This window comes from Rossellomorea sp. GAMAL-10_SWC (genome assembly GCF_049568075.1).
In the GTDB taxonomy this organism is placed as follows: Bacteria; Bacillota; Bacilli; order Bacillales; family Bacillaceae_G; genus Gottfriedia.
Genome location: NZ_CP144911.1, coordinates 1,959,580 through 1,980,738, shown reverse-complemented (window position 1 = coordinate 1,980,738; position 21,159 = coordinate 1,959,580). Strand labels below are relative to the sequence as shown.

Sequence of the window (21,159 nt, the reverse complement as noted above, 5' to 3'; positions counted from 1 at the left end):
TATTTGAGAAAGATATTCTTCAGTACATGAAAGTAGAGCGTGTAGAAAATACTATTATTTATAAAGTTTAAATAAAAAGTATAATTTTTGCCCCAAAAGCTCTATTTTACTAAAAAGGCAGGCGAACTAAAATGGCAAATGAATATCGTTCGCGAGAGGAACGTAAACGGCTGGAAAAGCCTTCTAAAATTTCCAATAAGCCAGAAGGCTTATGGAAAAAAATTACTGTAACATTATTATCAATCGTAATTGTTTTCATACTGATTGGTGTAGGAATATTTTCATATTTAGTTAGCGGAGCACCCGCATTAGATGAATCAAAACTCAAAGTACCATTATCTTCGACGATTGTTGATAAGGATGGCAAAGTTGTAGCAGAGTTAGGTAGAGAACAACGTACAAAGGTGTCCTACAGTGAAATTCCTAAGGTTGTAGAAGACGCATTTATTGCTACTGAAGATGTGCGGTTTTATAAACATAAAGGCGTAGACATTCGAAGGGTATTCGGTGCAGTTTTAGCGAATATTACTGGAGGTTTTGGATCGCAAGGTGGAAGTACAATCACCCAGCAAGTAGTAAAGAACTCATTTTTATCTTCTCAAAAAACAATTAAGCGTAAAGTTCAGGAAATGTACTTAGCATTTAAATTAGAACAAAGATACTCCAAACATCAAATATTAGAAATGTATTTAAATAAAGTTTACTTTTCAAATGGTCTTAAAGGGCGAGGCGTATATGGTGTAGCCAAAGCTTGTGAAACTTATTTTAGTAAAGATTTATCTAAAATTACCTTACCAGAAGCAGCAACTTTAGCAGGTATGGTGAAGGCTCCAAATAGCTATAATCCTGCAAAGCACCCTATTGAGTCACAAAACCGTAGAAATACGGTTTTAAGTCAAATGAAAAAATATGGCTATATTACAGAGGAACAATATACAACTGCAAAAGCAATTTCAATGAAATCATTAGTAAAGGTTCATGAGTCTGGTGGGACAAAATACAATTCATTTATCGATGTAGTCGTAAATGAAGTAGAAAAAAACAGTGATGCAAATGTTTATACTGATGGATTAACGATTGAAACAACATTAGATCCAAAAGCTCAGGATAAAGCAGATGAAATATTAAGTAGAGGTAATAACTTCTATCCAAGTGATGAATTTCAAACTGGATTTGTATTATTAGATACGAAAACGGGTGAAATTCGAGCAGTAGGTGCAGGTAGAAATACAAGTTCTGGTGGTTTAAACTTTGCAACTGATATTAAAAGACAGCCGGGATCTTCAATTAAACCTATTCTTGATTATGGTCCAGCTATTCAGTATTTAAAATGGTCAACTTATCATCAAATTCTTGACGAACCCTATGCATATTCTAATGGTACACCTATTAGAAACTGGGATCGAAAATATAAAGGTAATATTTCAATTCGATTAGCATTAGTCGATTCTCGAAATATTCCAGCATTAAAGACTTTCCAGGCTGTAGGAAGTGATCGTTCTAGAGAATTTGGGAATGGTTTAGGGTTTAATTTTTCGAAAAATACATATTATGAATCTTATTCTATAGGAGGATTCACAGGTGTATCAGCAATGGAGATGGCAGGAGCTTATGCTGCATTTGGAAATGGTGGAATTTTTAATAAGCCTCACTCTGTTAAAAAAATTATTTATCCTGATAAAACTGAAAAAGTATTCGAAACTAATCCTAAACAAGTAATGAGTGATTATACTGCATATATGGTAACAGATATGCTTCGTGATGTAGTAAAAACACCACTTGGTACTGGTAAGAGAGCAAATGTACCAGGTCTTGATATGGCAGGGAAAACAGGTACGACAAATTACTCTGATGAAGTAAAACAAAAATACGGATTTCCGGATAACGCAACTCGAGATAGTTGGTTTATTGGATATTCTTCTGATGTTACAATGGCTGTTTGGACAGGGTATGAAAAGAATAAAAAGAATAATTTTCTTGGTAAAGGTTCAACGAATATTGCCAAATTCATTGCAAGAGATATGTTAGCGGCCAATGGAGATCGAAACGCTATATTTAGAAAACCTTCATCAGTTGAAGAAATTCGAAACGAATTATACATTCGAGGAGAAAAAGTAGATGATATTCCTAAAGATATAGTGATTGAGTCTGCAAAAAATGTGAAGGCAAATTATGACCCTGTTACAAGTAATATTTCTTTAAATTGGACGTATCCTGCAAATCTGCTTCAAAAAACGTCATTTGAAGTCAGTTATACTGTAAATGGTGCAGCGGGACAAACTCAAAGAATTCAGGGTACAGCAACAAGTATTAATGGAATTGTCCCTGGAGATATTGTAAAAATAACGATTATTGCTTCTAGTCCTGAAGGTAAGAGTGGACCTGTTACAGTTACTGTTGATTTATCTTCAACTGAACAACCAACTACTCCACCTGCAAATGAAGGTGGACAAGGAACTGGAAATGGACAAGGAACCGGAAATGGACAGGGAACTGGTAATGAGCAAGGGCAAGGAAACGGGACAGGAGAAGGTACGAAGCCAGGTAATCCAACGCCAGGTCCAGGAAACGAGAGTGGAGATAATATTGTAAATCCGATCGTCCCTAACCCTAAAAATCCTCATTAAATTTAAATTTAAAACGCATTGAGAAAATATCAATGCGTTTTTTCAAGTGAATAAAGTTAAAGGAGTATTAAAATGGAAGATAAAATAAATATTAATATTTTTTTAAAAGATTCGGATAATCCATATGCAAGTTATTATAGCGATGACTATTTACACTTAAGCTCTGATTTAGAAGATTTTATATTATCTAAACTACTTAGTGCTAAAAGAAAAAATATAGAGCTACTATTTGTTGGTCAAAATAATTTTAATGAAAATTCATTAAAAACTGCAACGTTGAACTCATTTTCTACTCTAATGAAAACTGATGAACGAATTTATGCTAGAAATATTAAAAAGACAATTATTTTATTTGTTTTTGGTATTATCATTGGCCTGTTTTATTTAAAGCTTCAAAAAAGTCATGCCTATATCGGAGGCATATTAAGCATAGTGTGTTGGGTATTTATTTGGTCAGGTACAGAAGTATATTTCTTTGAAAATATGCAAATTAAACAAAAGATTAGAAAATGTAAGAACATTCTTAATGCAAAAATTTACAAAAAATGAGAATGCTAATCCCCCCGAAAAATCGAGGGCATTAATTTGGTTGTTTTATTTAATAGGATCTGCTTTTTGAAAGTATCTTTCAAGTTATAATATGATTTTTTTAATCGTTCATTATATATAGGCTTATCCCATTATTTCCAAGTATAAGTATAAAAAATTATCCATTAAAAGATTTCCATTTTTTTGTCTAACAGTTGAATAGGATAATTCCTTATTTGAATCAGTAGGACGATAAGTAAGTACATCTACTTGAATTTTCTTTATTTTTTTGTGGCTTTCTAATCCACTTTTCCAAAGATCGTCCATTACTATTTATTTATTGCAAATGCCGGTTGAAAAAAGTAAAACTTAATTAAATTAACGTTAAGAAAAGTGGGAATCGTTATATTTTTAATAATGAGAGGAAAAATTATGAATAATGATGGAATTAAACCTTCGAGGAAATATGCTAATGGAACTGTACATGAGACTGCTAGCGGTAAATTTGAGGTATTAGATCGCTATTTAAAAGATGGTGTAATCATGATTAAACTTCAATGGTTAGAAAGCAATGTAATTGAAGAAAATAAAGAAGTAAATGTGTCTGCTTCGATTTATAAATTTCAAAAAAGCAGAGGAATAAATGAAAGTACCCCTTTAACACAGCCAGTAGAAGTACAATTACTACATGATATCAAAACTAGTATGGACCGTTTATTCGAAATTTTAGATATAAGAACTGAACTTTTGAATCATGCACTTGAAAAAATAGATGAGAATAGAAAGAAAATTGACGAGAATAGAGAAACTTTAAAGACACAACAAAAAATGATTGAGGAAAAAAATAAGAGAATAAATACAATCGTAGATAAATTAATTGAAAAGATGTAATGATTAGCCTAAAGATGAAGATTTTTTTGATTTATCTAGTATCATCATTTTGGAGTTAAGAATGGTTTGTTTAGAGTTAACTATAAAATAAAAAAAGAATCTTAAAAATAATAAAACCGCAATTCGAAAATAACCGAAATGCGGTTTTTACTTTTATATTTGGTAGTTTTTAGTAATGGAAATGATGTCTTAAATAAGGGGTTGGGAAGAAATGTAGAGAATAGTTATTTTACTTTAATAATCAATCAAGCTTTTAGTACTTTGCTTACAAACTGAAGACTGCTTAGCGGTCGTTTTTTTGTTTGCTAAAAAAGAATCATATGAAAAAATTTTAAGCCAAGTCATTATTTCTGTAATTTTATTAAACTAAAACATCAGAATGATAAATATAAATGAGTAATAGAGCATAAATAGAGTATAGCGGAGGAGTGAAGGATGATAAAGGGATTAAAATTAGTGGGGCTAATCGCTTTCATTACGATTTTGAATGTGATTGTATTCTCTCCAGGATTAATCGGAATCCAATTAATTAATGCGAGTGCATTTCAAACTGCATTTGGGGTATCGTTCATAATTGCGAATTTGTTAGTACTTCTATTTAATATGTTTCAACTATATTTCAAACCTGTTAAAGATAAGCCAATTAAGCAGCTAAAAACAAATGAAGATTTCGTTCTTGCTTTAAGTCGATATAAAAATAGTAAAGTACTAAAAGAAGATATTATTACTTCAATTGAGCAAATCGAACGAATGAAAAAGAAAAAAGGCGTATTTTATAACTTATTAACCGATCGATTTTCTCCAACCGAAATTACATACAACAAGTTTGCATCTGTTGTGGACGAGGTTGAGACATTATTTTATTTAAGAATAAGAAACATTCTAAACAAGGTTAGTACTTTTGATGAACTTGATTATAAAAAAATAAAGGGGAAAGATGGATTACGATACTCAAAGTCATTAATTCAAGAAAAAACAAATCTTTTTAATGAATATATCAAATTCGTAAAAAGAGCAATTGAAATGAATGAAGAGATTCTTGTTAATATTGATAAATTAATTTTAGAAATTTCAAGACTAGATGAAATAGGAATTGATGATATTGAAAAAATGGAATGTATGAAAGAAATCGATTCGTTAATTCAACAAACAAAATATTATAGGCAATGAATGAAAGGATGATAAAAATGAAGAAGTTTCTTTTTGCATCTATTGCAGTGATCGTTGTAGTTTTTCTTCTTGTCTATATTGGAATTAATATGACTTCGGAAGATAAAGCTGTGAAAATTACTGATAAAAATAAAAATCAGCAATTAGCTAAAATGATCTCAAAAATAAATATTTCGAAAGCAAAACCAATAAAAGGTCAAATTGACTTAAATACAGCTGATGTAGCAAGTGAACTCCCTGATATTTCAAAATTTCCTGTATCTGTAGACAATACGACTGATCGTTTTGTTGAAATTTTTTCATCTACGGAAAAATCAAGTGATGGAAAAAATGGCTGGTTAAACGAAGTCGCAAATGAGTTTAATGATGCAAAATTCAATCTAGATGGTAAGCAAGTATCTGTAAAAATAAGAAACATTGCATCTGGTACTGCAACAGACTTTATTAAATCAGGTAAATATGTTCCTGATGCCTTTACACCGTCAAATGAACTTTGGGGGCAAATGATTACAGCAAGTGGAGTTCAAACAGAAACCATTTCCTCGCGATTAGTTGGGAATGTTCCTGGTATTGTCATTTCAAAGACAAAATATAATGAGTTAATGAAAAAGTATAGTAAAGTCGATCCGAAAACCGTCATCGAGGCAATGACAAAAAACGAACTATCAATGGGATATACCGACCCATTTACTAGTTCAACGGGACTAAATTTTTTAGTTACTACTTTAAATTCCTTTGATTCAAAAGATTTACTAAGCGATACTGCTGTGAGAGGGTTTGAAAGCTTTCAAGCAAATGTGCCATTCACTGCTTCTACGACTCTACAAATGAGTGATGCAGCAGAATCAGGCGTTCTAGATGCATTTGTCTTAGAATATCAAACATTTGTTAATTCACCTGATTTAAAAAATAGTTACGAATTTATACCATTTGGAGTGCGTCACGACAGTCCACTTTATGCTTTAGGGAACTTACCAAAAGAGAAAATGGATATTTTGAAAAAGTTTGCTGAATTTACTGGTCAAACTAATCTTCAATCACTTGCGAAACAAGATGGGTTTAATGGGTTGAATAATTACAAATCAGAGCTTAAAACGATTGATGGGGATACTTTAAGTGCTGCACAGAAACTTTGGAAAGGAAAGAAAAATACTTCAAATCCAATAGCTGCGGTTTTTGTAGCAGATGTTTCAGGTAGTATGGATGGTAAACCATTAAATGAGCTAAAAGAATCACTCCTTAAAGGTCAAAAATATTTAGGAAGAGATAATAGTATTGGCTTAATTTCATATTCTGCCGATGTTACAATCAATCTTCCAATTGCAAAATATGATGCAAATCAACAATCAAAATTTGTTGGTGCCGTATCTAGCCTCGATGCAAGTGGAGATACAGCAACAAACGATGGAATCCTTGTAGCAATTAATATGCTAAAAGATGAAATGAAAAAAAATCCAAATGTAAGACCGCTCATTTTTGTCCTTACCGATGGCGAGACCAATCATGGGAATTCATTGAAGAATGTAAAAGGAATTATAAAAGCATATAAAATTCCAATTTATACGATTGGTTATAACGCTAACATTAAAGCGCTTGAAAGTATTTCGAATATTAACGAAGCTGCAAATATTAATGCTGATTCAGATGACGTAATCTATAAAATTCGTAATCTCTTTAATGTTCAACTTTAATTAGTAGGAGGATTTAAGAATGTCATTTTCTATGCAAGTTGTAAATGAAGAGGAAATCAAGGCAGTAATTGAAGAACAAGTAAAGCCTGTACCAGAGGAATTAATGAAATTAAAGGCAACAGCGGATGCAAATGTAGCGATGATTATGGAATTAGACACTGTATCAAAGGAAACGTACGAAAAACGAAAAGAAATTCTTCAATCAATCGAATCATTTGGATTACAAACGATGAAATCTTCTTCGAATAAAAATTCTCTTCTAAAGGTTTCACTTGGTCAACTTGCTAAAAGTGGAGACGAAGGTGGGCAAGTTGCAAGAGGATTATCAGAGCTTCAAGTTCAATTAAAGGATTTAGATCCTAGTGCAATTAATTTTGCAAAATCGGGATTTTTAGGTAAGTTATTTAATCCTATTCGTTCATATTTTCAAAGATTTGAAAAAGCAGATGTCGCAATCGCAGATATCGTAATGTCACTTGATAAGGGGAAAAAAATTCTTGAAAATGATAATACGACATTAGAGCATGAACAATTATCACTTCGTATGCTTTCAAAAACACTAGAAAAGGAAATCCAACTTGGAACATTAATGGATGAGTCAATTGAAAACCAAATTGAAAAAGCAAAAATCGAAGGCGAAGATCAAGAAAAAATTAAATTCATCTCAGAAGAAGTTCTTTATCCGTTACGACAACGAGTCATGGACCTACAGCAAATGTTAGTTGTCAATCACCAAGGAGATATGTCATATGAGGTTGTTATTCGGAATAACCGTGAATTAATTCGTGGTGTTGAACGTGCAAAAACGGTAACGATTTCTGCGCTGAATACAGCTGTAACGGTAGCAAGTGCTTTATATAATCAAAAAATCGTTTTACAAAAAATCACTGCTTTAAATCAAACAACAAATACGATTATTGAAGGTACTTCTAGATTATTAAAGGAGCAAGGAGTTGCAATTCAAAAGCAAGCCATGGAGTCAGCGGTTTCTGTTGAAACACTAAAAACTTCATTCACAAACGTCATATCAGCGTTTGAATCGATAAGTATATTTAAACAAGAAGCTTTGCCAAAAATGCGTCAAACAATCCTACAATTTCAAGAATTAGCTGAAGTCGGTTCTAGGCAGATTCAAAGACTTGAAAAAGGGGATCGAATCGGATTATAGAAGATACTGGAAAAAGATATGTAGTAAGTGATATATCTTTTTTCAATTAGCCTTTCTCTACCATTCATACTCCATGTAATTAGTTCTATTTATGTACAACAATTAATAGGATTCTATAGTGGTAAAAAGGAGGGGGAAAGTGTGAAGCATTATAGAGTTATTGGGAAAAGTGTTCCTAAAAAAGAAAGCTGGGATAAGGTATCCGGAAGAGTTAAGTATATTGATGATGTTCAAGAGGTTGGCACACTACATGCTAAACTCGTAACGAGTACCCATGCCCATGCAATTTTAGGTGATATCGATACAAAGGAAGCGCGGAAGGTCAAAGGTGTACAGATGATCATTACTGGAAAGGACTATCCGCTGCTTTTAGGTACAACGATAAAAGATCGACCATTGCTTGCATTTGAAAAAGTACGTTACTATGGTGAGCCAATTGCCATGGTCATAGCAGATACGGAAGCTATTGCTATTAAAGCATCTACTTTAATCTGTGTTCAATACGAACCCCTTCCTGTCGTTAATTCACCTGAAGCTGCATATGAAAAGGATGCTCCCCTCGTACATGAAAATGTTGAACAATATTTAATTGATGAATCATCTGGATTAACAGGTACGTCTGGTGGAATCCAGCCTATACCTGGTACAAATATAGCAAACATACAAGGAATCCGAAAAGGGAATATTGATCGGGGCTTTGCTAACTGTGACGTCATTGTAGAAGAAGAATTTTCATTTAACCAATCTGATCATACAGCAATCGAGACAAGATGTGCGGATGTAGAAATTAAAAAGACCGGCGAGGTTATAATTCACTCTGCTTCCCAAGAACCATTTGAAATGAAAGATTTAATTAGTGAAACATTCAATATTGAAGAAGGGAAAGTACTTGTAAATATCCCGTTAGTCGGGGGCTCGTTTGGTGCTAAAACAAGTGTGCAATTAGAACCGCTAGCATATGTAGCCTCTAAGTCAGTTGGTGGAAGAAGAGTTAGGCTTCGTAATAGTCGTGAGGAAGATATTGTTACATCTCCAGTTCATATCGGATTACATGCAACAGTTAAGATGGGATGTACAAATGATGGTAAAATACAAGCTCTAAAACTCTTTTTTTTATTTGACGGTGGTGCATATGCTGAAAGGTCTGTTCCGATAACGAAGGCTGCAGCATTTGACAGTACTGGACCATATAAAATAGATAACGTTTGGTGTGATTCATTATGTATGTATACAAATCATCCGTATGTAACTGATTTTCGGGGATTTGGACGGACAGAAGCTGCATTTGGCGTAGAACGAACGATGGATATAATGGCTAAAAAACTCGGGATAGATCCTTTAGAATTTCGTCTATTAAATGCGATTCGGCCAGGTGATACTTCACCTACGCAAGTACTTTTGAACAAAAGTAATCTAGGAGATATAACGGAATGTTTGTTGCAGTTAAAGGAACTAATGAATTGGGATAGAGGACAACGAATTGAAATTTCGGATCGCTTTGTCCGTACAAAAGGAATTAGTTGTGCTTGGAAGAATGGGGATCCACCTCCTGGAGTGGGAGCGGGGACTATTTTAACTTTTAACAAAGATGGAAGTATTAATATTATTAGTGCTGCTGTAGAAATTGGGCAAGGTACTAAAACCGTATTAACTCAAATGGTTGCTGAAAAAATGAACATGGACGAAGATGAAGTGTTTATTCAAATGGAAGTAAAGACCCAGGATTCTCCTGATAATTGGGAAACTGCTGCTAGTCGTACAACATATATGTCTGGAAATGCAGTGCTTAAAGCATGTGATGATGCCATTAGACAATTAAAAAGGACTGCATCCATTGTACTTAAAGTTCCGAAAGATGAATTAGATGTGGCTAATAAAAAAGTATTTAAAAGAACGGACCCATCTGTTTCAATCGATTTTTCTGAGATAGCGCTTGGATATATTTATCCTAATGGTAAAGTAGCCGGAAATCAGGTTGTTGGAAGAGGGACATATATGATTCCTGGCTTAACAGAAATGAATCCAGTTACTGGAAAAGGTGTTCAAGGACCTGAGTGGGGTGTGGTCGCACAAGGTGTGGAAGTTGAATTTGACAGAAGGGATAATACATTTAAGTTATTAAGAGCAGTAACTGTTTCGGATGCAGGTCAAATTTTAAATTATAAAGGCGCGGAGACACAAATAACAGGTGCGATGAATATGGGACTTAGCTTTGCAACGAGGGAAGGATTTATTTTTGACGACGAAGGGAAAGTCTTAACGACACAATTTCGATCGTATAAAGTTATGCATTTTGGAGAGCAACCAGAGTATATTGTTCGATTCGTTGAAAACCCAGTAAAAGGTGCTCCATATGGGTCCCGAGGTCTAGGAGAACACGGTTTAATGGGTATGCCTTCAGCGGTCGCAAATAGTTTATCTCTTGCTGCTAATGTTTCACTACAAAAGTTGCCATTAACTCCGGAATTTATATGGAAATCAAGGCTAGAAGCTGGGGAGGTGTATTAATGCTCCACTTCAATTTTGATTATTATCGACCTTCTACAATCAAGGAAGCAGTAGATTTATTTGTTAAACTCGATAAAAAAGGAAAGAAACCTATCTATTTTAGCGGTGGAACGGAGGTTACTACTTTAGGAAGATTGAATCTGATTCATACGAAGGCAGTAATCGATATAAAAGGAATTCCTGAATGTAATGCCCTAGAAATTAAGGAGAATTCCGTGGTCGTTGGAGCAGCCCATACATTAACAAGAGTATTTGAATCGAAAATTTTCCCTCTACTAGGAGAGGCGTGTGTGCGAATCGCTGATCGAACTTCGAGGAATCAAATTACTTTTGGCGGTAATCTTGCTAGTGACATCATCTATCGTGAAGCAATTCTTCCATTGCTGATTTCTAATAGTACATTAGTGATAGCAGGCATTGATGGAGTCAAAGAGTACCCAGTAGAAGAAATTTTTAATGAAAAACTACGCTTAAAACGGGGAGAATTTTTAGTTCAAACCAAATCTGATGGAATATATAGAAAGTTTCCTTTCTTTATTGATAAAAAAAGGAAAAGTGAAAAGGTTGATTATCCTCTTATTACACTTGAATTATTAAAAGTTAATCGCGCATACCGGTTAGCAATTAGTGGATTATGTGCGTATCCATTTCGTTCTTATGAGATGGAGCAAGCTTTAAATAACACGAATCTATCAGCCCTGGAGCGGATTAATCAGGCCATTCTTGCAATACCAGCACCGGTCATAAGTGATATACGTGGTTCAAGGGAATATCGTATTTTTGTCTTAAGGAACTTACTTCTAGATGGATTAGTTTATTTGGGAGGAGTGAGAGCGTGATACAGAAATTAAATCTTGATATAAACGGAGAACAACGAACGGCGACTATTAGAATGGCTGATACGCTTTTAGATGTTTTAAGGGAAAAACTAGACTTAACAGGAGCAAAACGTGGCTGTGAAAACGGTGATTGTGGGGCTTGTACGGTAATAGCGGATGGATTACCAGTAAAAACATGTATGATGTTAGCGGTTGATGCAGTCGGAAAGAAACTAACAACAATTGAAGGCTTACATGATGATCCAATGCAGCGTGCTTTTGTGGAAAAATGGGCTTTTCAATGCGGGTATTGTACTTCGGGTTTTATCCTAAACGCTCATGCACTTGTAACCGAGCATCCTGACGCAACTGAAGAGGTCATCGAAGAATGGCTTAGTTCAAATATATGTCGTTGCACTAGTTATCAGGAAATTAAAGAAGCCGTATTATCGGTTTTAAACGATCAACGGGGTAGACCAAGAAATAGACGCTAGCAAAATACTTACCTCTTAAAAATCGATCAATTAAATATACCCTATACTTGGAATATAAAGTTCATTGACCCTGGTTTCATATTATGATTGATACCTAGTGAATAAAAAAAGCCTACGTTAATAAAAACGGAGGCTTTTGCATTTTTATTAAAGTTACAGTTCAAAAAAGAAAGCTAGGTGCTACTTTGGTTTTTAACATTTTTTGAAATAAATTGGAATCGTTCCAATTGGCGTAATCTGGTATGGAATAGGGTTCAAAACGACTGGTACTGGAGGGAGATTGGCAATAACACTTTTCCGATTCTTATGACGAGAACCCTTAACAATTACTTTTACATGTTCACTATTCGATTCATTTTTATGAATGCTTCTCTCATTATTTCGACCAAATAAAAAATCATCGAACTTATTATTTGAAGCCATGTTAACACTCCTAAATTTAAATTTTCGTATGTATACCTAATATATACAAATTTAGGATTAATGAATGGGCACGTTAGGGGAACTTCTTTAATTGAATTCATTTTGATAAACAATTAATTTACGAAACGTTTCACCTCTTTAGTAATCTATTTAAAGTTTGGGGGATATAACCACTAATAATCTTGGGTTTATTAAATTGTAAAAATATGAATCACGCTATTATTTCGATCTCATTCGTTTAAGATCTTCTTTTGGAGGAAAACCAAATAATCGAGAGTATTCTCTACTGAACTGGGATGGACTCTCATACCCTACTCGGAATGTTACATCTGCTGCATCTGAAGATTCGGATAGTAAGAGAAGTCGCGCTTCCTGTAATCTTAAGTGCTTCTGAAATTGTAGAGGACTCATTGCAGTTACATCTTTAAAATGTCTATGTAGGGAAGAAACACTCATATTTGCTATTTCTGCAAGCTCTTCAATTCGTAAAGACTTGTAAAAATTCGCTTTAATTTGTTCAATGACTTCACTTATTCGATTAGTAGTGCTACCTTCGATGGCAATTTGTTGCAAGATACTCCCATTCTGTCCACGCAAAACTCTGTAGAGAATTTCTTTTATAAAAATTGGTGCAAGAATTGGAATATCTTCAGCTGAATCTACTAAACGGACCAATCTAATCACTGCTTCTAAAATTGAACCTTCTAATTCGTTGACAAAAATCGCTCGTTTTGCATTTTTCATTGAATTAGTGGGAAATTCAGTATCCGTTAAAATTTCTAAGATTTGACTTGGATTAAATTCAATTTTTAAAGCTAGATATGGAGCGTTCGGTGTAGCTTCAATAACTTGGCCAGTAACAGGTAAATCAACGGATGCTACTAAATAATTTCCAGGGCCATACTTAAAACGTTCATTTCCTAGTAATAATTCCTTTACACCAGAAACAACTATACATAGAGATGGCTTGTAGACCCTGTATTTAGGATCAGTAATATTTGACTCTCGAATGAAAAATAACGAGTTAATTGACGTGTCGTTAACACCTTCAAGACTAGTATTGCGATCAATAATTTGGATTAGTTCGCTTAGATAAGAAACGTTAATTTCAGACATATATTCCTCCTTGCTTACTTTATATTTATAGAAACATTTAAATTTTTCGGATCTGTAAAATTGAGAGGATTAGGCAATTATTTAGGAGGTATGTGTTATTAAACACTGCTTATTTTAACGCATAATTAAGTATATCAAACATATCTTCAAAACTATAATATTATCATTTCACCTTTTACGTAATAAATTTAAAACCCATAAAGGGAGAGATTCCTATGAAACTGATTGCATTAGACTTGGATGGTACTACACTCAACAGTAATAAAATAATAAGTGAAGAAACGTTAAACTCGATTAAAAAAGCTCAGGTAGCAGGACATATCGTGATGATTTTATCCGGGCGTTCACCAAGTTCAGTAAATGATGAACTATCAAAGTATGGCTTAAATTGTCCAGTTGGAGGTCATAACGGGACGGCATTATATGTGAACGGTAAATTAATTGAACTAAATTCAATAGGGAGAACTCAAATACAAAAAATCGCCTCAGAAATTGAGAATGAAGACTTACCGTACAATATTTCTACAAATAAGGGAATATTTGCCCCAAGTAATTGGGATAAACGATTTAAACAGGTTGTTTCATCTGGGCGTGTTCCGAAAGAATACTTCTTAAACAGACACTTCAAAATGTTTACTACACCTCCAAATGTATATGGGCATTCGTTTTTTAACAAAGTTCATGAAATAATTGATAATGAGGATTTTACGATTCAAAAGTTTCTTATTTTAACCCTTGAACCAAAACAAATGGAGAGACTTGAAAAAAAATTAAGATTCATAGATGATATTTTTGTTACGAGTGCCTCACCTTTTAATCTTGAGATTACACATCTAAATGGAAATAAAGGGTATGGTTTAAAAGCAATGGCTAAATATTTTAATATTCCATTAGAAAATACAATAGCTATTGGAGATGAAAAAAATGATCTACCTATGTTTTATATAGCCGGATTATCAATAGCCATGGGGAATGCTGAAGAAGAAGTAAAGCTCTCATGTGATGTTGTTACATTAAGTAATGATGAAAATGGTGTTGCTTATGCATTTGAAAAATATATTTTTAAAGAGTCAAATGTACTATAATAGTATAGAAATCTAAATACATCTAAATAAGCAACGTTTTCCTTGGTTAAATGTACGAGTATGTTACATTATCCAAGGTTGTTTTTATTTGTCTATTTTAACTAATCGATTAAAATTTAGAATGGTAAGGGGGACTGAATTTTGGTTAGTCGGATAAAAAATCTATTTGCCATTAAGGGGTATAGTTTATTTGTCATCTGTTTATTATTTGTAGGGATCGGACTTTCAATCACAACTCCTTATTTATCACTGTATTCTACAAAATATATAGGGATGAGCTCTGGAGCATTTGGTATCTTCATGGCAGTGATTTCATTAAGTGGTGTTTTAGTTAATACATTTATTGCTGAACGTTCTGATCGAGGGATTGACAGAAAATGGATTATTATGATTGCGATGATTTCATCAGCAATAGGTTATGCATCGTATTTAATATTTCATAACTACTATTTATTATTAGTTTTTGTTGCTTTATTTAATGGATTAGGTGCAGCGGCCATGCCACAAATTTTTGCTTCCGCACAAGAGTCCGCAAATACAAGTTTATCTAAAGACAAGACTTTAGCATTATCAACTTTACGATCACTTGTTTCTTTAGGATTTTTAATTGGACCATTAATAGGTACTTTAATTTTAAGAGCAAAAGGTTATCATGGACTTTTTTGGGGAACATCTAGCATTTATGTAATGATTACTCTTCTAGTATTCTTCTTTTTAGAAAAGAGGAAGCCAGTTCAGAACAATATAAAAAAGAAAAGCAAGACAAAAGTCACAGCCGCTAAACGAAAACAACTTAGACTACCGTTTATTGCTTTTATCTTATTATTTGCAGTTAGTTCGATAAATTGGATCAACACACCTCTTTTTATCGTCAATGAATTACATGGTACAAATACAGATGTTGGATTAGTCGTAAGTATATGTGCAGGTTTAGAAATTCCAATTATGCTTGTGTTGGGAGTTCTTTCTAAAAAAATCTCAAATCATGCATTGATGATCTACGGTTGCTTTATTGGTTTGCTCTATTACTTAACCTTAAGCATATCAACTCATACATGGGAGTTAATCGTTGCACAGCTACTACAGGCAACATACATTGCTATCGTAATGGGTAATGGTATAAGCTATTTTAACGACCTACTACCAAATTCACCCGGCTTTTCTGCATCGATTTATGCGAATTGCTCCACAATCGGAAGTTTAGTAGGAAATTTAGGCGGAGGTCTGTTTGCACAATTAGCAGGGTATCGTAATGTTTATTTACTTTGTATATTGTTTGTAATTTGTTCACTCTTTATATTATGGAAATCAAAAAACAATGTGGAAATGGAAATATCGACAGGTCATAGTCAGTCTGTGTAGCAGATTAATTGTTGATAAATTACACATAAATAACGTATAATTGATCGTTTTTATAAAGCAGATTATACCTTTGAATGGCTTCTTGAATGAAGTTAAGGCTCAAAGTGGTAAACACATCACAACTGAGGCTGCAGAATATTTACTTAGAGACGCCCAATATTTGTTATCACAACAATAATTTGTACAAAAAGATAGCATAGTGGTTTAAAGAATCCTCAATTTAATAGGGTAGAGGTGGAAGTGCCGCGTCACTCTTGGGTGCTATTCCTTACTGGGGGTGGTGACAACCACTGGTACTCCCCAAAATAAAGAGCTAAATAACTTTCCTACAAAATAGATGTTATTTGAAAAAAGTGATCGCTAAATTTCTATTGGGCGATCACTTTTTTTGTTAAAAATTACATCTCATTATAACTGCCCATATTTCTTCATTTTGTTATAAAGTGTCACCCTGGAAACACCAAGCATTTTTGCAGCAGCTGATTTATTTCCATATGTTACTTTTAGGGCATGTATTATTAGTGACTTTTCATCCCCTTCGTGTAATTCTGCTTCTCCGAGAATAGGCGATTGAGAATTTGTGTGTCTTTTAAAAAATTCATTTGGCAATTGTTCAGATTTGATTATATTATCATCTGTAAATATCATTACTCGCTCAATTATATTTCTTAGCTGCCTGATATTGCCGTTCCAAGGAAAATGCATGAATGTTACCATCACTTCCGGAGAAATGACTGGAACCGGCTTCCGGTATTTGATGGAAAACTCTTTTAAAAATAATTGGACAAGTTCGGGAAGGTCTTCCTTTCTTTCTCTGAGGGGCGGGATAGGGATCGTAACCACATTTAACCGATAATATAAATCTTCACGAAATAAACCTTCTTCCACCATTTTCTCCAAATCCCGGTTTGTTGCTGAAAGAATTCGCACATCTATTGGAATAGGTTGGTTTCCGCCAACTCGATAGTATTGTTTCTCCTGCAAGACACGCAGCAATTTTACTTGAAGCTCTAATGGCATTTCCCCAATTTCATCGAGAAATAATGTTCCACCCTTTGCTGTCCCTATTTTTCCTAGCTTCCCTTCTTTTATTGCCCCTGTAAATGCACCTTTTTCATAACCAAATAATTCACTTTCAAAAAGCGCCGAGGGAATGGCCCCGCAGTTAAGATCAATAAATGGCCCTTTTGAACGGGGACTTGCTTTGTGAATAGCCTGTGCAAACAACTCTTTACCAACACCGCTCTCACCAGTAATCACGACTGTTGCATCTGTATGGGCGACTTTCTTAGACAAAGAAATGGAAGTTTTTATCGATTGGCTTCTTCCCTTTATTTTGTGGAAGGGATCGATAATATCCTTGTTCCCAATCTGATTTTCCAAATCTTGAATATATGCAGTAGTAGTTGTAAGTTCATTATTTAGTTTTACAATTTCTGTAATATCACTTTCAACGGAAATCCCCCCTACCACCTTATCCCTGATGAATATTGGTAAGGTGTTAATTAATACATGGACATCTTCCTGCGGCTGGTTATAATGCCGAATAACCCCTTTTCCTTCCTTCATTGTGGACATTAAAACTACTGAATCCTCTTTAAAGCGATTTGTAATTTTAGAGCCGATCATTTCTTCAGCAGAAGTTTTATACAAATCTTCTGCCTTAGGATTCCATGCAACAACTTTTCCATCGCTGTCTACTATTGTAATGGCATTATCTACGGCACGCAGAAGCGTCTGATAAACACCTGAAAGCTTTTGCCACTCTTGAAAAATAGCATTTATTAATGTAGTAAAGGGGACCATGCGCACTTGTCTTCCAGCTTCATCAACAAGAACAATATCTTGGTCTAGAACTATTTCTTCAACCTCTGAGAGCAAGGTGTCGACAGAGAATTGTTTTATTTTTTCTGTATGAATCTCCTCATCTATAGGAAGGGAAATGGACAGAAGTGAAACTTTTTCTTTTAACATAACCAATCACCTTATCACTGTTTAATGGTTTACAAAAGTGTTTATATTTTACACCCCGTTTACACTTTTGTAAATATATACTTTACACAATTTTTGAAAAATCAAGTATAAAGTAGTCTTTTAAGTTGGCACAAAAATTGCATTTAAATAAAGCAACAAAGAATTTGAGGGGGGAAAAACATGCTATCTTATAAACACGAACCTTTTACAGACTTTTCAAAAGAGGAGAATATAAACGCTTTTAATCAAGCATTAGATCTTGTAAACTCACAGCTTGGGAAAGAATATCCCCTAACCATTGGCGGGGAAAAAATTATAACGGATTACAAAATCACATCATTTAACCCTGCTAATAAAAATGAAGTGGTAGGGGTTGTTTCAAAAGCAAGCAAAGATTTGGCGGAAAAAGCAATGCAATCCGCATTGGAAGCATTTGAGTCATGGAAAAATTTCCAACCGGAAGAACGGGCTGATATCCTATTCCGTGCGGCTGCGATCATGCGCCGCCGTAAACATGAATTTTCTGCCTATCTTGTAAAGGAAGCAGGAAAGCCGTGGAAAGAAGCTGATGCCGATACAGCTGAAGCTATCGATTTCCTTGAATTTTATGCACGCCAAATGATCAAGCTTCAAAATGGTGTACCAGTGCAAAGTCGGGAAGGTGAACTAAATCAATTTCATTACATTCCACTGGGGGTTGGGGTGATTATTTCTCCTTTTAATTTCCCGCTCGCTATTATGGCTGGAACAACTGTAGCTGCCATTGTGGCTGGGAACACCGTTCTTCTTAAGCCTTCAAATAACACACCAGTTGTGGCTACGAAATTTTTGGAAGTGATGGAGGAAGCGGGGCTTCCGCAAGGAGTACTGAATTTCGTTCCTGGAAGTGGTGCGGAAATTGGCGATTATCTTGTAGACCATCCAAAAACGCGTTTTGTCTCATTTACTGGATCACGTGAGGTTGGCTGCCGTATTTATGAGCGAGCAGCAAAAGTGCATCCTGGGCAAATTTGGCTAAAGCGAGTGATAGCGGAGATGGGCGGAAAAGATACAATGGTCATTGATAAAGATGCAGATTTGGATTTTGCATCAGCATCCATTGTATATTCTGCTTTCGGTTTTTCTGGCCAAAAATGCTCTGCGGGATCGAGAGCCGTAATTCATCATGATGTTTATGATCAAGTATTAGCTAAAGCAGTGAAATTAACCAAAACCTTAACCGTCGGTAGCCCTGAAGAGGCTGGAACATATATGGGACCTGTCATTGATCAGGCGGCATTTGACAGAATCATGAATTATATTGAAATTGGAAAAAGTGAAGGTAAAATAATGGCTGGCGGAGAAGGTGATGATTCTCGAGGTTATTTCATCCAACCTACCATTATTGCTGATCTTAATGAAAAGGCGCGCTTAATGCAGGAGGAGATATTTGGACCAGTTGTGGCTTTTTGTAAAGCACGTGATTTTGATCATATGATGGAAATTGCCAACAATACTGACTATGGCTTAACCGGTGCATTGATTTCAAACAATCGCGAACATATAGAGCGGGCTAGAAAAGAATTCCATGTAGGAAACTTGTATTTTAACAGGGGATGTACGGGTGCCATTGTTGGTTATCAGCCGTTTGGTGGATTCAATATGTCCGGTACAGATTCTAAAGCCGGCGGACCAGATTACCTCATTCTTCATATGCAAGCAAAAACGACATCAGAAATGTTTTAACTAGATTTAGGTAGCAGTAAAATATGGGAGGAATCAATATGATATTGAAAGATTTTTTTATGGCCTTATCACAAAACCAATTTCTTAACAGTGCCGCTAAAAAGTATGGTTTAAAAATGGGGGCGCAAAGTGTTGTAGCTGGTACAAATATTGAAGAAGTAATTAAAAGCATTAAAGAGCTAAATAAACATGGGATCTCATGTACGGTCGATAACTTAGGGGAATTTGTCTTTAAAAAGGAAGAAGCAATCCAGGCTCGAGAACAAATTCTGAAAGTCATCGAAGCCATTCATAAGAATAAAGTAGATGCACATATCTCGTTAAAACCGACTCAATTGGGCTTGGACATTGAGTACTCTTTTTGTTTGAGTAATTTAAAGGAAATTGTTCACCAGGCACATCAATATGGGATTTTTGTTAATATTGATATGGAAGATTATGGACACTTAAAGCCTTCGTTTGATCTTTTAGATGAGCTTTCTTTGGAGTATGATAATGTAGGAACCGTTATCCAGGCATACTTCTATCAATCACAAGAAAATCTCGAAAAGTATAAAGATTTTCGCCTTCGTATTGTAAAAGGTGCATATAAAGAGCCTGAGGAATATGCGTACCAAGACAAGAAAGATATTGATAAAAACTTTATTAAGTTGATAGAATGGCACTTGTTAAATGGAAAATTCACTTCTATTGCAACACATGACCACAAAATCATCCAACATGTTAAAGATTTTGTCAAAAGAAATAATATTCCGAACGATAAATTTGAAATCCAAATGCTGTACGGCTTCAGAAAAGACCTTCAATTGAAACTAGCAAGTGAAGGCTGCAATTTCTGCACTTATGTGCCATTTGGAAAGGACTGGTACGGTTACTTTATGCGTCGGCTTGCGGAAAGACCACAAAACTTAAACCTTGTAGCAAAACAGGTATTTAATAAAAAAAACAACACCATGATTGGCTTAGCGGTCGGTGCCTTTACATTAGGAAGATTATCTAAAGTAAACAAGAAAAAACAAAATAATAAAAAATAAGGCGTTCATAATTTAAAGCGAAGTTGGCTGAATTCACAACAACAACAAACTTGCATGAATTTCATTGTGATCATGATGTAGTGTGCTATATTGTAAAAAATGGTGAATGTGTAGCATGAGATCGTATACCAGTAACAATCTATTAAATAATAAAACTAGTGATCGAGTTCCCACTGTTTTTTACAATTAATTTGTATTCGTTTTTGTTTAATGAGGTGATTTTATTACCATCATTTCTTAATTAATTTACATTAGAATAGGTACTTCTCAGTGTTCAAACAAAGCTTTTCTTATCGAGCTAACGCTAGCATTATTTCAATAAGATCGTAAAAGGACTGTCAAAATTTAGACAGTCCTTTTTCAAATATTAAATTTCTAGATTTTACTTTTTTAACAGAACCTTGATAAAAGAATGTAACGTATTGTGAAAAATTTATTTCAGCGACCGCTTGGTTTAATGGACTTAATTGAACTAAAATATTAAAAAGAAATTAATGAATTAGGGATAGATGACGTTTGGCTACACGTTTTTGGTCATAATCAAG

General features: G+C 34.4%; 16 protein-coding genes. 13 read left to right on the top strand and 3 right to left on the bottom strand.

All coding sequences use genetic code 11. From position 1 onward, the window contains the following. Nucleotides 1-131: 131 nt before the first annotated feature. From V5E38_RS09580 to V5E38_RS09540, 9 genes are all read left to right on the top strand, one after another. Nucleotides 132-2,627 carry a transglycosylase domain-containing protein gene (locus V5E38_RS09580; RefSeq protein WP_499213098.1) on the top strand — a complete coding sequence of 832 codons (2,496 nt, stop codon included), beginning with the start codon at nucleotides 132-134 and terminating at the stop codon, nucleotides 2,625-2,627. 72 nt (nucleotides 2,628-2,699) lie between these two features. After that, nucleotides 2,700-3,176 (top strand): hypothetical protein, encoded by a 477-nt coding sequence (locus V5E38_RS09575; protein ID WP_499213097.1) that lies wholly within the window; start codon nucleotides 2,700-2,702, stop codon nucleotides 3,174-3,176. 411 nt (nucleotides 3,177-3,587) lie between these two features. Beyond that, nucleotides 3,588-4,046, top strand: a complete 459-nt coding sequence (locus V5E38_RS09570; protein WP_499213096.1) for a hypothetical protein — start codon at nucleotides 3,588-3,590, stop codon at nucleotides 4,044-4,046. Nucleotides 4,047-4,481: 435 nt separating this feature from the next. Beyond that, nucleotides 4,482-5,216 (top strand): hypothetical protein, encoded by a 735-nt coding sequence (locus V5E38_RS09565; protein ID WP_499213095.1) that lies wholly within the window; start codon nucleotides 4,482-4,484, stop codon nucleotides 5,214-5,216. Between the two features lie 8 nt (nucleotides 5,217-5,224). After that, nucleotides 5,225-6,907, top strand: a complete 1,683-nt coding sequence (locus V5E38_RS09560; RefSeq protein WP_499213094.1) for a vWA domain-containing protein — start codon at nucleotides 5,225-5,227, stop codon at nucleotides 6,905-6,907. A 19-nt stretch (nucleotides 6,908-6,926) separates the two neighbouring features. Beyond that, a complete protein-coding gene (locus V5E38_RS09555) occupies nucleotides 6,927-8,075 on the top strand; it encodes a toxic anion resistance protein (protein WP_499213093.1) in 1,149 nt (382 codons plus the stop codon). Between the two features lie 141 nt (nucleotides 8,076-8,216). Next, on the top strand, nucleotides 8,217-10,583 hold the full coding sequence (locus V5E38_RS09550) for a xanthine dehydrogenase family protein molybdopterin-binding subunit (protein ID WP_499213092.1): 2,367 nt from the start codon (nucleotides 8,217-8,219) through the stop codon (nucleotides 10,581-10,583). Then, nucleotides 10,583-11,422: an FAD binding domain-containing protein gene (locus tag V5E38_RS09545; RefSeq protein WP_499213091.1), complete on the top strand. Its 840-nt coding sequence runs from the start codon at nucleotides 10,583-10,585 to the stop codon at nucleotides 11,420-11,422. Before V5E38_RS09550 ends, V5E38_RS09545 begins: the two co-directional genes overlap by 1 nt. Further along, nucleotides 11,419-11,895, top strand: a complete 477-nt coding sequence (locus V5E38_RS09540) for a (2Fe-2S)-binding protein (protein ID WP_499213090.1) — start codon at nucleotides 11,419-11,421, stop codon at nucleotides 11,893-11,895. Before V5E38_RS09545 ends, V5E38_RS09540 begins: the two co-directional genes overlap by 4 nt. 192 nt (nucleotides 11,896-12,087) lie before the next feature. Here V5E38_RS09540 and V5E38_RS09535 read toward each other — a convergent pair whose 3' ends face one another. Both V5E38_RS09535 and V5E38_RS09530 read right to left on the bottom strand, forming a co-directional pair. Then, nucleotides 12,088-12,318, bottom strand: coding sequence for a hypothetical protein (locus V5E38_RS09535; RefSeq protein WP_499213089.1), 231 nt, complete (start codon nucleotides 12,316-12,318; stop codon nucleotides 12,088-12,090). 219 nt (nucleotides 12,319-12,537) lie between these two features. After that, nucleotides 12,538-13,434, bottom strand: a complete 897-nt coding sequence (locus tag V5E38_RS09530; RefSeq protein ID WP_499213088.1) for an AraC family transcriptional regulator — start codon at nucleotides 13,432-13,434, stop codon at nucleotides 12,538-12,540. Nucleotides 13,435-13,649: 215 nt separating this feature from the next. Between V5E38_RS09530 and V5E38_RS09525 the strand changes: the two genes are divergently transcribed. Together V5E38_RS09525 and V5E38_RS09520 are read left to right on the top strand one after the other, a co-directional pair. Continuing rightward, nucleotides 13,650-14,519 (top strand): Cof-type HAD-IIB family hydrolase, encoded by an 870-nt coding sequence (locus V5E38_RS09525; RefSeq protein ID WP_499213087.1) that lies wholly within the window; start codon nucleotides 13,650-13,652, stop codon nucleotides 14,517-14,519. Nucleotides 14,520-14,660: 141 nt separating this feature from the next. After that, nucleotides 14,661-15,881, top strand: coding sequence for a sugar efflux transporter (locus tag V5E38_RS09520; protein ID WP_499213086.1), 1,221 nt, complete (start codon nucleotides 14,661-14,663; stop codon nucleotides 15,879-15,881). A 408-nt stretch (nucleotides 15,882-16,289) separates the two neighbouring features. Here V5E38_RS09520 and V5E38_RS09515 read toward each other — a convergent pair whose 3' ends face one another. Then, complete coding sequence (locus V5E38_RS09515) at nucleotides 16,290-17,855, bottom strand: sigma-54 interaction domain-containing protein (protein WP_499213085.1); 1,566 nt, start codon at nucleotides 17,853-17,855, stop codon at nucleotides 16,290-16,292. Nucleotides 17,856-18,035: 180 nt separating this feature from the next. On the opposite strand from V5E38_RS09515, the gene pruA reads away from it, so the two are divergent. Continuing rightward, on the top strand, nucleotides 18,036-19,580 hold the full coding sequence (pruA, locus tag V5E38_RS09510; RefSeq protein WP_499213084.1) for an L-glutamate gamma-semialdehyde dehydrogenase: 1,545 nt from the start codon (nucleotides 18,036-18,038) through the stop codon (nucleotides 19,578-19,580). A gap of 38 nt (nucleotides 19,581-19,618) precedes the next feature. Continuing rightward, on the top strand, nucleotides 19,619-20,614 hold the full coding sequence (locus tag V5E38_RS09505) for a proline dehydrogenase family protein (protein WP_499213083.1): 996 nt from the start codon (nucleotides 19,619-19,621) through the stop codon (nucleotides 20,612-20,614). Nucleotides 20,615-21,159: the final 545 nt, after the last annotated feature.